At 45.2% G+C, this 15,743-nt stretch carries 13 protein-coding genes; 6 read left to right on the forward strand and 7 right to left on the reverse strand.

Annotation, left to right across the window (positions count from 1 at the left end; translation table 11 throughout):
• Positions 1–2 precede the first annotated feature (2 nt).
• Both RT084_RS04350 and RT084_RS04355 read right to left on the reverse strand, forming a co-directional pair.
• A complete protein-coding gene (locus RT084_RS04350; protein WP_312385191.1) occupies positions 3–431 on the reverse strand; it encodes a DUF6691 family protein in 429 nt (142 codons plus the stop codon).
• A 23-nt stretch (positions 432–454) separates the two neighbouring features.
• Entirely contained in the window at positions 455–889 is a 435-nt protein-coding gene (locus tag RT084_RS04355; RefSeq protein WP_051499825.1) for a YeeE/YedE family protein, read from the reverse strand.
• Between the two features lie 219 nt (positions 890–1,108).
• On the opposite strand from RT084_RS04355, the gene RT084_RS04360 reads away from it, so the two are divergent.
• The 4 genes from RT084_RS04360 (at position 1,109) to RT084_RS04375 (ending at position 5,415) form a co-directional block, all read left to right on the forward strand.
• Complete coding sequence (locus RT084_RS04360) at positions 1,109–1,420, forward strand: YqfO family protein (protein ID WP_312385190.1); 312 nt, start codon at positions 1,109–1,111, stop codon at positions 1,418–1,420.
• A gap of 582 nt (positions 1,421–2,002) precedes the next feature.
• Positions 2,003–2,929 (forward strand): polyphosphate kinase 2, encoded by a 927-nt coding sequence (gene ppk2, locus RT084_RS04365; protein ID WP_409519524.1) that lies wholly within the window; start codon positions 2,003–2,005, stop codon positions 2,927–2,929.
• A 290-nt stretch (positions 2,930–3,219) separates the two neighbouring features.
• On the forward strand, positions 3,220–4,536 hold the full coding sequence (gene hemL / locus RT084_RS04370) for a glutamate-1-semialdehyde 2,1-aminomutase (RefSeq protein ID WP_313097718.1): 1,317 nt from the start codon (positions 3,220–3,222) through the stop codon (positions 4,534–4,536).
• Between the two features lie 147 nt (positions 4,537–4,683).
• Positions 4,684–5,415: an RluA family pseudouridine synthase gene (locus tag RT084_RS04375; RefSeq protein ID WP_309596549.1), complete on the forward strand. Its 732-nt coding sequence runs from the start codon at positions 4,684–4,686 to the stop codon at positions 5,413–5,415.
• Positions 5,416–5,448: 33 nt separating this feature from the next.
• On the opposite strand, the gene RT084_RS04380 is transcribed toward RT084_RS04375, so the two are convergent.
• From RT084_RS04380 to RT084_RS04395, 4 genes are all read right to left on the reverse strand, one after another.
• The gene (locus tag RT084_RS04380; RefSeq protein WP_313097719.1) at positions 5,449–6,348 is read right to left on the reverse strand and encodes an alpha/beta hydrolase family protein; all 900 of its coding nucleotides are present in this window, start codon (positions 6,346–6,348) and stop codon (positions 5,449–5,451) included.
• 217 nt (positions 6,349–6,565) lie between these two features.
• Positions 6,566–6,976 (reverse strand): hypothetical protein, encoded by a 411-nt coding sequence (locus RT084_RS04385; protein ID WP_065262556.1) that lies wholly within the window; start codon positions 6,974–6,976, stop codon positions 6,566–6,568.
• Positions 6,977–7,218: 242 nt separating this feature from the next.
• Positions 7,219–8,109, reverse strand: coding sequence for a bifunctional DNA-formamidopyrimidine glycosylase/DNA-(apurinic or apyrimidinic site) lyase (mutM, locus tag RT084_RS04390; protein WP_313097720.1), 891 nt, complete (start codon positions 8,107–8,109; stop codon positions 7,219–7,221).
• 26 nt (positions 8,110–8,135) lie between these two features.
• The gene (locus RT084_RS04395) at positions 8,136–10,553 is read right to left on the reverse strand and encodes a RelA/SpoT family protein (protein ID WP_313097722.1); all 2,418 of its coding nucleotides are present in this window, start codon (positions 10,551–10,553) and stop codon (positions 8,136–8,138) included.
• Between the two features lie 568 nt (positions 10,554–11,121).
• On the opposite strand from RT084_RS04395, the gene RT084_RS04400 reads away from it, so the two are divergent.
• Positions 11,122–12,306 (forward strand): DUF1615 family protein, encoded by a 1,185-nt coding sequence (locus RT084_RS04400; RefSeq protein WP_312385224.1) that lies wholly within the window; start codon positions 11,122–11,124, stop codon positions 12,304–12,306.
• On the opposite strand, the gene rlmD is transcribed toward RT084_RS04400, so the two are convergent.
• A complete protein-coding gene (rlmD, locus tag RT084_RS04405; RefSeq protein WP_312385165.1) occupies positions 12,303–13,814 on the reverse strand; it encodes a 23S rRNA (uracil(1939)-C(5))-methyltransferase RlmD in 1,512 nt (503 codons plus the stop codon). The two genes, RT084_RS04400 and rlmD, sit on opposite strands and share 4 nt — an antisense overlap.
• A gap of 297 nt (positions 13,815–14,111) precedes the next feature.
• Between rlmD and RT084_RS04410 the strand changes: the two genes are divergently transcribed.
• Positions 14,112–15,662, forward strand: a complete 1,551-nt coding sequence (locus RT084_RS04410) for a CYTH and CHAD domain-containing protein (RefSeq protein WP_312385164.1) — start codon at positions 14,112–14,114, stop codon at positions 15,660–15,662.
• The last annotated feature ends 81 nt before the right edge of the window (positions 15,663–15,743 follow it).

Consider the following 15,743-nt stretch of genomic DNA (forward strand, 5'->3'; position numbering starts at 1 on the left):
GACTAAGCAGATTGGGTTTTATCAAACGCTATCACCATCCCCATACCTACTAGCATGGCGACAAAAAATACCACCCCTTGCCAGATACCCATGCCCATCAGAACCACCGCAGGGGCAGGGCAGATACCAGCGATGCCCCAACCGATACCAAATATCATCGACCCAATCGCCAAGCGCTTATCAATACCGCGGCGAATCATTGGAAACGGCGCACCCGATAGGCTGGTCTTTTTTAAGCGACTTAAGTTAAAACCGATGGTCGCGACAATGAGCGCGCCAACCATCACAAACATCAACGCAGGATTCCAATCGCCTGCGAGGTCAAGAAAGCTTTGCACGGTTTTTGGGTTTGCCATATCACTGACAATCAAACCCGTACCAAAAACCAACCCACAGATAGCACTGATTAATAACACAATTTCTTTTCGCATGATATATGCCCCTAACGTCTCAATTAAATCAATGACAACAAATGACGACCGATAAACACCGTCACAAACCCTGCGGACATAAAGGTAATGGTGGCCAGCAGTGAGCGCGGTGAAAAACGTGCATTGCCACAGATACCATGACCACTGGTACACCCTGAGCCCATCCGCGTACCAATACCTACTAGCAAACCTGCGATAATGTACAGCCAAGGCGATGAGGTTACCTCAATGGTTGGCAAGTTAAAGAACATAGCAAACACCCAAGGCGATACCAGCAAGCCCACAAAAAACGCCAATTGCCAAGCAAAATCAGGTGAGTTTGGCTGCCAGAGACTGGCGACAATGCCACTGATGCCAGCAATCTTGGCAATACTCCACCAAAGCATAACCGCAGAGAGCCCAATCAACATGCCACCCACCAATGGATGACTATAATCAGCAATAGAAAATAACAACATACGCCACCTAAGCATTTCACAATAATATATATTATACAATATTGTATAATATATGGCGAATTTATGGTGGATTTTTTTTAAAACGGGGGAATAATCAACGAAAAACCGTCGACCAACGCGCTTTTTGCAAAAAAACTATGTTAGATTAAATCTAGATTAAAACAAATACAAAACCATGATGATAGGGCTTAACGGCTTAACAGTTTAATAAGGCAACACATGTATAAACTCACCACATACATACCGACGGATTATCTAGAGGCTGTAAAGCAAGCCTTGTTTGACGCAGGGGCAGGGCACATTGGCAACTATCAGTATTGCTGTTGGCAGGTGTTGGGTACAGGACAGTTTATGCCATTGGCAGGCAATCAAGCCTTTATTGGTACCACCAATCAATTACAAACAATCGAAGAATGGCGAGTCGAGATGGTGGTTGCAGATGAGCGCATCAAAGCGGTAGTGCAAGCCTTAAAACAGGCACACCCGTATGAAACCCCCGCTTATGATGTGCTAAAGCTTGAAGATATTTAATCATCCAGTTTATCCTCACCCGATGACTGATTCGCTTACCTATCTACTTACATGCCTAAGGTTATTAAACGCCTTTTTTGCCTCGACTACAAGTGAAAATTATGACCAGAATGTAGGGCAAAAAGCGATTGTGGCTTGGGTTTAAATGGTCTATAGTCAATAGTAAATAATTTGTTACACTTTACTTCAACCCATCAGCCGACCATTGAATTTAAGGAGTGAGACATGGCAAATCCCCCCAATAGCACAGCGACAAATAGTGTTAAAACTGACAGTACCAAAACTGACAATGCCAAAACGGATAAAGCGAAGCCCCAAAAGTCGCAGCCTACCAAGACCCTAGCTACAAAGACCCTAGCTACAAAGACCCCAGCGCGCCGCAGTACTAAAACACCAGCGACCGAGCGTATTGACCAACCTTATGAGACCGACCCCACAGTGTTGCTTGAGCAGTCGCAGCAAGCAGGGGTGAGTGAAAAAGCCAATGCCAAAAAACGCGCCATCGAGAGCATCATGAATCAAGACCTAACTACAGGCGATGTCGAGAAAATGGCAGAGCACTTGCAAGCGCTGATCAATGGTATGTCCAACGATGAAATCAACGAAGTCAAAAAACTATTTGGCAGCCAAACCACTAGCGTGCAAAGCAAAATCAACAAAGACGACGAATTGGCTGACAACTGGCGTGAAGGCGGTTATCCCTACAAAAACCGTATGTCACGCAAAAACTATGAAGCCCAAAAATACGAGCTACAAGTTGAACTATTAAAACTGCAAAAATGGGTCAAAGATAGCGGGCAAAAAATCGTCATCATCTTTGAAGGTCGTGATGCCGCAGGTAAAGGCGGTACCATCAAACGCTTTATGGAACACTTAAATCCGCGCGGTGCCAAAGTCGTTGCCCTTGAAAAACCCACCGAGCAAGAAGCGGGTCAATGGTACTTCCAGCGTTATGTCCAGCATCTACCGACCAAGGGCGAAATCGTGCTATTTGACCGTTCATGGTATAACCGTGCTGGCGTCGAGCGTGTCATGGGTTTTTGTACCGAAGACCAATACAATGACTTTATGCGCCAAGTCCCAGAGTTTGAAAAACATCTGATTAGCTCAGGTATTCATTTAATCAAATTTTGGTTCTCAGTCAGTCGTGAAGAGCAGCGTCGCCGTTTTGCCGAGCGTGAAGCCCATCCGCTCAAACAATGGAAACTCTCACCCATTGATAAAGCGTCACTTGACAAATGGGATGATTACACCCTTGCCAAAGAAACCATGTTCTTTAACACCGACAGTGCAGAATCGCCTTGGATTGTCATCAAGTCAACCGATAAAAAACGCGCGCGTTTGAATGCGATGCGCTATGTATTAAGCAAACTACCTTACGACAATAAGGACCCGAAAGTGGTGGGGACAGTTGACCCATTGATTGTGGGTCGTGCAGGGGCTTTATATGAAAAAGGCGAATATAACGAATTGGCAGTACCAAATATCTCATTCAATCACCACAAATAATTGCTCAGCAAACTGATGCAATAAACATCACAACACAACAACCCCAGTGCATGGCATTGGGGTTTTTAAATATAAAGATAGCAGCAAGTAGATCGCTACCATTGCTACCAAAACATTGCTGCCAAAAGGTGGGGACATATCAAACAAGCCAAAACCATATTTTTTTATCGACAATCGCCTATTTTTCGTCAGCCAAAGTCAAGCCAGCCAAATTCAAGATAGACGGCAAGCGTATTCAATACCCCCGAATTTTGTTAAAATAGGCAAAAATTTATTCAGCTGAGGGCCCCATGAATTCAAATAACTCAAACAACTCGACAACCAACCAATTACTGTTTAGACAAGCCAAAGCCCATATCCCTGGTGGGGTGAATTCACCTGTGCGGGCATTTGCAGGCGTGGGGGGTACACCTGTCTTTATCAGCCGTGCCCGTGGCAGCAAAATGTATGATACCGAAGGCAAACCCTACATAGATTATGTGGGCTCATGGGGACCGATGATTTTGGGTCATGCGCACCCCCATATTATCGAAGCGGTCAAAAATGCGGCAGATGATGGGTTAAGCTTTGGTGCGCCCACCACGTTTGAGACCACGGTGGCGGACAAAATCTGTGAATTGATTCCCAGTGTTGAATTAATCCGTATGACCAGCTCAGGCACTGAAGCCACCATGTCCGCCATTCGGCTAGCACGTGGCTATACAGGGCGCGACAAAATTGTCAAATTTGAAGGCTGTTATCATGGTCATAGCGACAGTCTACTGGTCAAAGCGGGTTCGGGCATGCTAGATATCGGTGAACCCAGCTCAAAAGGCGTCCCTGCCGATTTTGCCAAACATACTATCACGATTCGTTACAACGACCCACAAGCCATTAAGGACTGCTTTGCGCAATTTGGCAATGACATCGCTTGTGTGATTGTCGAGCCTATCGCCGGCAACATGAACATGATTGTACCCACGCAACAATTTCACGATACTTTGCGTGCCGAGTGTACCGCGCATGGCGCCGTGCTAATTTTCGATGAAGTGATGACTGGGTTTAGGGTTGGCTTACAGTCAGCGCAAGCCCATTTTGGTATCACACCAGACTTGACTACGTTTGGTAAAATCATCGGTGCAGGTCTGCCAGTTGGGGCGTTTGGTGGTAAACGTGAGATTATGGAGTGTATCGCGCCGTTAGGCGGCGTGTATCAAGCAGGCACCTTATCGGGCAATCCACTGGCGATGCGTGCCGGTATTGCCATGTTTGATTTGCTCACGGCTGAGTGTTTTTATGACGCATTAAGTGAAAAAGTCGTTTACTTGACTGATAATCTTGAACAGTTGGCGAAGGATGCGGGTATTGGCTTTAAAACCACGCGCTGTGGCGGTATGTTTGGGATGTTTTTTACTGATAGCGATACATTGCCACAAAACTTTGAAGAGGTGTGCCAATGCGATGCGCAAAAATTTGCGACATTCTTCCACGGTATGCTCGATCGCGGTGTGTATCTTGCGCCATCCGCCTTTGAGGCAGCATTTATAAGTAGTGAGCATTCGCAAGAAGACTTGGATGCGACCTTGCAAGCGGCAAAAGAAGTGTTTAGCGAAATGGCGAAAGTATAACGGTTGCACATAAAAAATTTGCCAAAGGATTTTTAATTGCGTTTGGACGGTTGCCTTTGGTGAAGTTTGCCAAAGGTCAGAGCGCAAATAGTGATTTAAAGACTATCAATTTTCAATCAAATAGATTTTAGAGAATAAAAACCACCCATGCGACAACTCCCCCAAGCGTTAACCCCAGAATCTATTGCACAGCGTAATCTTGAAGAAAGTCAGCAGCCGCAACACTTTTTTGATGCTTTTGCTCAGTCTGTCACCCTCTATCGTGATGACGACATTTGGGTAATCGACAAACCGCACGGGCTGTTATCCGTCGATGGTAAAGCGTTAAAAGTCAGCCTACAATCGCGCCTGCTCAAAGCCGACCCCAACGTCAAACTTATTCACAGACTTGATATGGACACCTCAGGCATTATTATTTTTGCGCGTCATAGCGAGGCGCAAAGCCATATCAGCAAACAATTTATCGAGCGTATTCCGAGCAAAGAATACCAAGCGCTGGTCTGGGGAACGCCGCCACAGCAAGGCGAAATCGATGTGCCGGTGCGCTACGACCCACCACAAAAACCCAAGCATATCGTCGATATGAATTGGGATAAACGCGCCTATACGAAATATGAAACCTTGCACCACGAACTGCGTGAGGGTAAGGCAGTTAGCCGTGTCGCCTTGTATCCTGTCACAGGGCGCAGTCATCAACTACGCGTCCATATGCTCCATATCGGACATGTGATGCTTGGCGACCCCATCTACGCGCAAGATGTATTGGACGGTCAAGCGTTTGATTTATCGCCTAGGCTTTGCTTGCATGCACGCAAATTGCGTTTAAAGCATCCCAATACGGGTGTGTGGATGGAATGGGAAAGCCCCGTGCCGTTTTAACCGCGTGGGAATTTAACAAGCTAACTTTGTTAATTACCCATGTTGGTGCAACCAATCAAGGGTTTGCTGCCAAAGTAGCTGGTTTTGTCGGCTAAAAAATTTCATATGACCGATATGCTGTAAGCCATAATCTTTGGGTTGTAGCGTTCGGGTGGTGGCTTGCATGTTGGGAAACACCCGAATCATATCGGCGACATTCTTATCATTGGCGATATCATCATCGGGCGCATTCACCCACATAGCAGGCAAGTTAACCTCATTGTAATAGTGGGTTTTCACTGTTTTACCAAAAGCGGTTTTGATATAGCCTGCGCCATTGCACCAATCTCGCCACTGTTTGGCGACATTTTTGGGCAAATCTTCGCCCATGCCAATTTTGCTTGATTGGGTATAGCCAAACAACACATTGGACACGGGAATAAATACATCCATAAACCACATGGCTTTGGCACGATACGGCATCGCCATATTGCGGATTTGCCCAGACGAACAGGCAACGTTAAACACGGATGTGAACTTGTGATGATTGGGCATCAAACCAAATAATTGACCGCCTGCGCTATGACCGACCAGATGATAGCTGGTATTGGGAAACTCTTGAATCAGCCTATCAAGCACCGCAGTCATATCGTAGCGTCCCCAGCTAATCAATGATGCATTAGAGTGCTTGAGGTCACCTTGCATCGACTCGCCAATATCTTCATTGTCATAGCTGATGACGCCATAGCCATGCTCCATTAAATACTGTGCAAAATTTTGATAAAACTGCCGTTTGATACCTGTTGCGGGCGCAATCATCACTGCTGCTTTAACCGTATCGGGACGAAACACAGTCGCCGCCAGTGTGGCAGGGTGTTTGGTGGCTATTTGAATGGTTTCCTGGGTAGGGTGTGAGGCTAAGGCTGACGGTGTTTTTAGATTTAGGTTCGACATGACGGTTATCTTCCTTGGTAATCAACTTTTTATACAAGCTTATACGAGCGCTTTTTATACGAGTACTCAGCCAAATGTTGACAAATGATGATAAGACTCGTTTAAAACCGACTATAGCAAACAATTTATCGGTGCAAAAAAGTTATCATGAACATAACAGTCATAAAAAAAGCAATCAGCGGCGGCTAATTGCTTGCTTGAATCGTTGACGAAAAAACTAAGGGGTTTTCACAACAACTTTTTGGTTGGTGTTGATTAAAATCTCAGAAGGTCCATCAACGGTAACGCGCACTTGGTTATTATTAGGGCGCTGTGAGCGAAAATATTGGTCTTCAGCAGGGGTACAGCCCAAGCAGCGATCGAGTGCCGCCAGTGGCTCAAGAATCAGCTTGCGTTCTACCTGATCGATTTCATCGTTATAGATGGTAAATGGCATACTGGCAATCGCTGTCACCACGCCGCCCACCACTGCCAATGCGCCCAATGGCTTACCCACAATGGTATCAGCGACCATGGAACCATAGGTTGGACCAAAATCTTTTTCATCAATTTCGGTAGCGGCAAAGCTGCAAGTCGTCGTTGCAACCATCAAGGCTACGGCTGACGCAATCGTATTTAATAGTTTCATAGCAGGTTCCTAACTGGCAGCAAGCCCCCATTAACGAGGTAACTAGCTAACTAACTAAATCAATGAATAAATAAATAATTAGGCAACTAGATAACCAAATAACTGGGGTTGACTGACAGGTTGTACCTAACAAGTTTTGCTAGGTTGTTGCTGAATAGTTCAGGAACATTACATCAATTTTGCCAAGAATTATCAAGTAAAATTGTCTTTGCCGCAGGTTTTTTTACGTTAATGGAGAGCGGTTATTTCTTAAGCAGTTTTTTGAGGGGGTTTTTCACTGTTTTTTTGTGGGTTATCAGCGGCTGGCAAGTGGGACAGAACGTGCTGGCACGCTGATTGATTTTGACATTTTCGATGGTAGTGCCACAGCTCGGACAATCACCGCCTTTATGCCCATACACCAGTAACGTCTGCTGAAAATATCCCGTTTTTCCATCCGCTACGGTAAAATCTTTTAACGTTGAGCCGCCTTTTTCAATCGATGTTTGTAGGACTTGTCGAATATGGGCGACCAAGGTGATGAGCTGTTCGTGGCTGATAAGATGAGCAGGGGTCAACGGATGAATTTTTGATAAAAATAGGCTTTCGGTTGCATAGATATTGCCCACACCGACCACAATCTCTTGCGCCATAATCACCGATTTGATGGGGCGCTCAATCGGTTTTTTGCGATTGTGGATATGGTGATATAGATAGTCAGCGCTAAAATCGTCTGACAACGGCTCCACCCCCAAATGCGTAATCAGCTTGTCTTCATAGTCATCCAGCCACAGTAACATGCCAAACCGCCGTGGATCATGATAATGCAGTTGGGTGAGTTTTTTACCATTATTAAATGTCAAAATCACGTGATCGTGTTTACGCTTGTCAAACCCCACAGGATGCTGCTGTAAGCTACCCGACATCCCCAAGTGGATGAGCAGTTTTTTTTGCGCCGCGGCGCCTTTAAAGGTGAGAATCAGATATTTGGCTCGGCGCTCAATGTCGATAAGTTGATAATCTACCAAACTCACCAAGTCATCAGGCACCGCCCAGCGCAATTTGGGCTGAAAGACGCTGACTTTTTCAACGGTTTGATTGAGCAAAGGTTGCAGACTCGTCGCTGTCGTCTGCACTTCGGGCAATTCTGGCATGTGCCGTGTGACTCCTATTTAAAGCATTAAGACTTGTTGTTATTGACGATACGACGCGCCAAAATAATACCATGTTGCTGCTCTAGTTTTGCGAGCAGCTTAGACAACTGACTTAACCCCGTCACTTCTATGGTAAAATTCAACCGCGCGATATCATCATCCCCGCTTAGGGTGTCGACTTGGCGGATATTGACATTTTCTTGGTCGATGATTTGGGTAAGATCTTTGAGCAAGCCACGCCTATCATACGATTCAAGGTATATTTGTACCAATTGGCTTTTGCCTTTATTGCCATACCAAGCGGCACTAATGGCGCGTTCAGGCTCACGCTCCACTAATCGCTCGTATTCAACGCAATCACTGCGGTGGACGGATACGCCATTGGACTGGGTGATATAACCCGCAATTGGCTCACCTTGCACAGGCGAGCAGCAATTTGCCAAGTGAATAGCGATGTTATCCAAGCCATCGACTTCGATTTTATATGCATCCAGCTTGCCTGTGGCTTTGGGGTGAATACTGGGGATAAGCTCAGTATCAGTGACTTCGGGTTCTAAATCTAGATGACGACTGATATGACCGGTCAAATTATGCAATTCAACGTTGCCATTGACTAGCCCTACCAAAATATCATCACTATTTTTGGCATTAAAAAATTTGACGTAATCATTTAAATCGATACTGTTAGGGTGTACCGACATGCGCGCCAATTCTTTGGTTAATATGTGCTTACCTGTTTCGATATTTTTATCACGGTCTTGCTTATTAAACCATTGGCGCAGTTTGCTGCGAGCGCGACTGGTATTGATATAACCTAAGGATGCCACTAGCCAATCACGGTTTGGTTCGCGTGATTGCTTGGTAATAATCTCAACTTGCTCGCCTGTTTTGAGCTGATAGGTCAGCGGCACATAGCGTTTGTTAACGCGAGCGGCTTGGGCGCGATTGCCGACATGGGTATGCACATGATAGGCAAAATCGAGCACGGTTGAGCCTTTGGGTAATTCGATGATATCGCCATCACGACTAAACACATAAATCCGCTCAAATTCCCCAAAATCAACGACTTGTTCTTCTTCATCGAGCTCGCCATGCTCATGCTCAACATGTTTATCTAGTACAAATTTTAAGGGGTCATGATTGTCAGCATTTTCTTGATTGAGCAATAACTGACGCAGTGAGCTGATTTTTTTGGTTAGATAGTCGTCTTTTTTGTTTTTGGTGCCTTCTTTATAGTTGACGTGTGCACACATGCCAAGTTCAGCTTCATAGTGCATGTCAAAGGTACGAATTTGTACTTCAAGCGATTTGTTCTCAGCAATCACCGCGGTATGTAGCGAGCGATAGCCATTGGTTTTTGGGTTGGTGATATAGTCATCAAACTGTTCGGGAATATAGCGCCACAAACCATGCACCAGCCCCAATACGTGATAACAATCGGCATTGTTATGCACCAGTACCCGCAGTGCGCGGATGTCATATAACTGGTCAAACGACAGTGATTTGAGTTTCATCTTACGATAAATCGAGTAGATGTGTTTGACACGACCGGTGATTTCCCCGTCAATCCCTTGGGCAGCTAACGCCTCACGCAGTTGTTGGGCAACACGGTCGATATAGGTTTCGCGCTCGCTACGTTTTTCAGAGAGTAATTTGGCGATTTCTTTGTAGCGGTCAGGCGCAAGATAACGAAACGATAAGTCCTCAAGCTCCCATTTAAGCTGTGCAATACCCATACGATGCGCTAGCGGCGCGTAGATTGTCATGACCTCACGCGCGACCCGTTGCTGACGCTCAGGACTAGCATACGACAGCTCTCGCATCGCAAAAGTACGCTCAGCTAATTTGATTAGCACCACGCGCACATCGTTGGTCATCGAGATGAGCATGTTATAAATGCCTGATAACTGCTCGCGCTGGTTGTTATTAAAGTGGTCTTCTAAGCGCTTGTTGTTTTCTATCAAATCAGACAGTCGCCCCAGCGCTAGGGTTTCTTGCACCAGCTCTGCGACTTCATCGCCAAAGGTGGCTTGGATTTGTTTGGGGGTAAAAATTTGGATACGCGCGGCACGATATAACATCGCAGCAACGAGCGTGGCTTCATCTTGGTACAGATAACCCAAAATATCGGCAATCCCAATCCCAGTCAAAAACGCATTAGAGCGGTTGCTTTCGGTACTTAAATCTTGATTTTTGAGTAGTTGACAGGCTTTGGTCAGCTCAGGCAGCTCAGTGAGATGAGCGCGTTTTGCCATCGATGCCAGCCAAGCTTCGGTATCAATGGTATGCTCATCGATGATGTGGCTGGCAGGCTCAGAGAGAATGGGCAAGTCAGTATGGGTGAAATGACGCTGGCTGGCAGTGATACTCGCAATCATCGTGGTACTATCATGATCAACGTCTTTTCCATCCAATAGCGGCAAACTTTCTCGTATTTTTACCATGTCAATTCTACACCTTACTTACCAGATTTCCTCAAAGAGCAAAAAAACTAACCTTGTTCATTTAAAATTATCAACTCACTTTCCCTGTGAGTTTTTGTGTGATTAAGTTTGATTTGATACTGCGCTAGCAATAATAAAATATGACAGAGTAGTCGCTATAGCAGCGCGTTTTAGCTATGATAGTGCGTTGGTTTTGGGCGTGTTAACCCTTAAAATAAATGTTAAACGTTAAAATAAAGTAAATGCCATAGTCACTTTATATATCTTAACCGTTTTATATATCATAACCGTTTTGGGGTGCCCATGTTTAGCCATTTAACACTAACTTTATTACGCTTACTCATGTGTTAATTTTATTAAGATGTGTCTATTAGCAAACAATTGCAAGTCAACCCGTCGATAAAATTTTTGTATCACTCAAGTTAGTGTCAGTCAACTGCCCAATCAGTGATTTGCCCGAACTTCAATCCAAACTAGGATAAAACTATCTTGTTCAGTATAGGTGAGTTTAATGAAATTACCATCTCATTTTGTTACAAATGCGACTACTATAGCGTCAGATTTTACCATGACCCGCTCAAAAAGCCTTGCAAACTTTGGTAAAACCCTGTCAATGTTGGCGATAACGCTGACTTTATCGCTTGGATTGACAGGGTGTGATTATTTTCAAACCCAAACCGACGCTAACTCGCCCATTGGTGCCAAACAAATTGCCAAACTGATTCCCAAACGTGGACAAGATAGCAAAAGCTGGGCACAAGACATCAACCAAATTTTTGATACCCTAAAAATAGAAAAAAACGCGCAAAATATTTGTACCGCTGTTGCCATTATTGACCAAGAGTCCAATTTTAAAGCCAATCCGCCCGTCGCGAATTTGGGGCAATCAAGCCTAAAAGCGATGAATGAGGAGTTGGAAGAAAAATTGGGCTCAACGCTAGCCCCGTATTTTCGCACCATGCTAAAAACTGAGCCCACGCCTGACAACAGCTTTGAAAAACAAATCGCTAAAGTCAAAACCGAAGAAGAACTTGACGACATTTATCATCAGATGTTTGCGTATTTTTCAAGCAAATATTATGCCAGCAAACTGAACAGCGTTACCAAATTGGTGGGTGGGGATATCGAAGAAAAATTAGACCCGATTACCACGTTAGGCTCAATGCAGGTGCAAGTAAGTTATGCGCGTGACCATCGCCGGATGAGTGGCAATAACCTTGAACTGCGTAAAGACCTATATAGCCAATATGGCGGATTGTACTATGGTATCCATCGCTTACTACTGTATAAAGCCAATTATCAAGACCCGATTTATCGCTTCGCTGACTACAACTCAGGGATGTATTCAAGCCGTAATGCGGCTTTCCAAAAAATGCTGCACGAGTTATCCAAAGCCGAAATAGACTATGACGGGGATTTATTGATTTATGAAAAAGGCAATAAAATCAGTGCCAATATCAGCCAAAGTGAGCAGGCGCTGATATCAATGATACAACAAGGCATGATTAGCCTGACGGAGCGACAAGTGCGCATGGACTTGGCAAAAGAAAAAAGCCAAGATTTTGAAAATACCGAAACCTATCGCACCATCGGTAGTCTTTACAAAATGAAAACTGGCAAAAATGCACCTACCGCCATCATGCCACAAGTGGTCATCTCTGGGGCAAAGCTTAGCCGTGACTACAATACCAAATGGTACGCTGACAAAGTCAACGTACGCTATTTAAATTGTATGAATAAAGCCAAATTTTAGCGTTTCTCAAATCTTGCAATACTTTCCACATGCCCTGTGTGCGGGAACATATCCATCACGCCCGCGTGGGTGAGCTTGTAGCCTTTGTCAAGCAGCACGGCGGTATCGCGGGCAAGCGTAATCGGATTGCACGACACATACACAATGCGTTTGGCATTGAATTTATCCAGATACTGCATCACTTCTAAGGCACCTGAGCGAGGTGGGTCAATCAGCAGTGCATCGACTTGCCCAACCCAAGGCTCACTCGAGAAATCTTTGGTTAAATCTTGGGCAAAAAAGTCGGTATGGTGCAAGCCGTTGGCGGAGGCATTCATTTTGGCGCGCTGTGTCATCTCACTGCTACCTTCCACCCCAATCACAAAGCCAGTTTCACCCACTTGACGTGCCAGTGGCAGACTAAAATTGCCCAAACCGCAAAATAAATCAAGCACTCGCTCGCCTGGCTTCAAATCTAACAAATCAATTGCCAGCTTGGTCATTTTACGATTGACTGACAAATTGACTTGGGTAAAATCCAGTGGTGAGAATTCAAACGTCACATCAGACTCTGGCAACCGATAAAACAAACCGCCCGTCGGTGGCACGGTCAGGCTTGATGGGCGCGCATGGGCAGTATTTTCATACAATGGGTCAATACGATGTACCGTGTCGCTACCTTTGGGCTGTAAGAATAACTGCCAGTTACGCTCGGCAAAAAAAGCTTGCAGTTTTGCGATATCATGCTCACCTAAAGCCACCATATGACGGACAATAACGGCAATTGATTTTTTGCTATCGATAACATCATCAAGCGTTTCACCCATCGCTAATTCAAGCTGTGGAATATGGTCACGGGCGTCAAGCGAGCTAATAAGCGCTTTTAAGTTCTCAATTTCAAAGCCGACACGCGGGTCAAGTATATGGCATTCATTTAAATTTGCCAAAAAATTACTGGCGCGCTCACGAAAACCGACCAATGCTGTGCCTTTTTTCTCAACATAGCGCACGCCCATACGTGCCTTGGTGCGGTAGCCCAAACGGTCAGCAACCAATGGGGGAAGCCAGTTTTCAGGCTGGATATGGGCTTGGTGTTCGAGCAGCTCTGCCAGTACCGATTGCTTAAATTGAATCTGCCCATCGGGTTGCCAGTGCTGTAAGCTACAGCCACCACACACCCCGAAATGCGGGCAAGGTGGGGTCGTGCGTTGAGGGTTTGGGTTTGCCAACACTTCAAGCGCGTCACCTTCTTCCATACTTTTACGTGAGCCTGTGATTTTGACGCTCACGGTCTCGTTGGGTAGCGCAAAGCTGACGAATACTTTTTTGCCATGTTTATCAAGGTGATGGTCGGGTTGGTCACCGTAAGTTGCCACGCCCCTTCCGTCATGGGCAAGGTTGGTCACTGTTAGGGTAACGGGTGGGGCGTCTTGCAAACGTTTACGCACCCGCGCGGTGGGTTTGATTTTTTTGCTTGGGTTTTTGGTGAGTTGCGAAGACGGAGTTTGGTCAGCGGTAGCGTTTGACATTTATTAAAAAACCTATTTAATCGAGGGTCAGTGTAAATATTTATTACAAAATTCATCAAAATTTTGCGGTTATGATAGCTTAAAATGGATTTTTTTTATATCAATACCTGACTTTACATCGCTCAAAGAAGAAGGTTTGGATGTGATTGCATAACTGGTCATCACTTATCATAGGGCATTCTTTAAATGCTTTAAAATTTTACCACTAACAAATGAGCCAAGTGGTTATTTTTAAAAAGCAAAGTTGTGCTATGATGGTGTTTTATCCGTTAGCTATATAGGTTAATCGACACCATCATGCACGAACTAGAACTCAAGTTTGCTGTCCCAAGCTATCAACAAAGCGTCTTAAGAAAAAACATCGACACCAAAACTGCGCGGCAACAGCGGCTATCGGCGTATTATTTTGATACCCCCAATCAAGACCTTGCCAAAAAAGGCATTGCCCTGCGTATCCGCTTTGAAGACAGCCAGTGGGTACAAACCCTCAAAACAGCGGGTGATGGCGTTGCCAAACGCGTTGAGCTCAATACGGTGCTAAGCCTGACGAGTACGCCAGATACCCTTGATGTTAGTAGCCTTGTGCCCGATGTTTCACTGATTACAGAGCCAACAGTCGTAGCGCAGCTGACTAGCATCATGCCGCTCGACCAGCTTGCTCAAGCCTTAACTGTGCAATATTTTACCGATGTGCAGCGCATTTCTCGCCAAATTAAGAAAAACAACAGCCGCATCGAAATCGCTTATGATATCGGCAAAGTTGGCATAGGTCGCCTAACCTCACGAAAATCCGCCAATAATCATGGGTTAACCCAATCGGATATTCATGAAATTGAATTTGAACTCCTTGAAGGTGACCCAAGTGATTTGATTGAGGTGGCTAAAACTTGGTGTAAGAAATACAAATTATATTTATCAACCGTTACCAAAGCCCAGCGGGGTAGTCTGCTACTCGCGAATAAGCAATTTGCCCAGCCTGTCAAAGCGGATTTGGCTGTGCTGCAATTACACAAAGGCATCAGCCAATTTGCGTTTTTGCAGGCAGTGGTCAATAACTGCCTAGTGCAGATTTTGCCCAACGCCTCTGCAATTGCTGAAGGCAGCCCCGATGGCAACTTAGTACATCAACTGCGTGTCGGTATTCGCCGTTTGCGTACTGCCCTCAAACATTTCAAATTTGCCCAAGATTATATCGACCCAAATTGGCTGATGGTACTCAAACAAACCTTTAGCCTGTTAGGGGAGTATCGCGATAAAGAAATCTTGCAAATAAAAACCCAGCCCCTGCTAGAATCAGTCGGTGCACCGCATGTCGAGTGGTCAACGGCAGTCGATATCATGCCGATTGATGCCGTCAGAGCCAATGATTTTCAAATTCTGCTCTTAGAGCTGATTGGTTTTACCCATTTGCCCGTACCTGCGGATAATCCAAAAGCCAAAGCCCCAGTTGCCAAAAAGTTAGAAAAATTATTTACCGCGATTGCTGCGGCGAGTGATAAATTTGCCAGTCTTGATACTGACAGCCAGCATGGTGTCCGTAAAGACCTCAAAAGCCTGCGGTATGTCAGTGAATTTGCTGCGCCGCTTTTTGCTAGCCAAACCAATGGCAAAAAAGGAAAAAAAGCGACTAAGCTCAACGCCTTTTTGCAATACTTAGAGCCTGCACAAGACGTACTCGGTGAGTATAATGACAATGTGGTCGGTCATGCTAACTATCTTGAGAAAGCCAAAACCGACCCGAATGCGCTATTTGCGGTGGGTTGGTTTAGCGGGCGTGAGCAAGCCAGTAGCGAGCAATGCGCGGTGAGTCTAAAAACAGTGAAAAATGCGCCAAAGTTTTGGTCATAGTTTGGCTTGATTGTATGTATGTAAATAATAGAGAATAAAATAAAAGTGCCTGTAAAAGTGGCTGATGCCTGTAAAAGTTCC

This window comes from Moraxella sp. CTOTU48717 (genome assembly GCF_032057165.1).
Lineage (GTDB): Bacteria > Pseudomonadota > Gammaproteobacteria > Pseudomonadales > Moraxellaceae > Faucicola > Faucicola tetraodonis.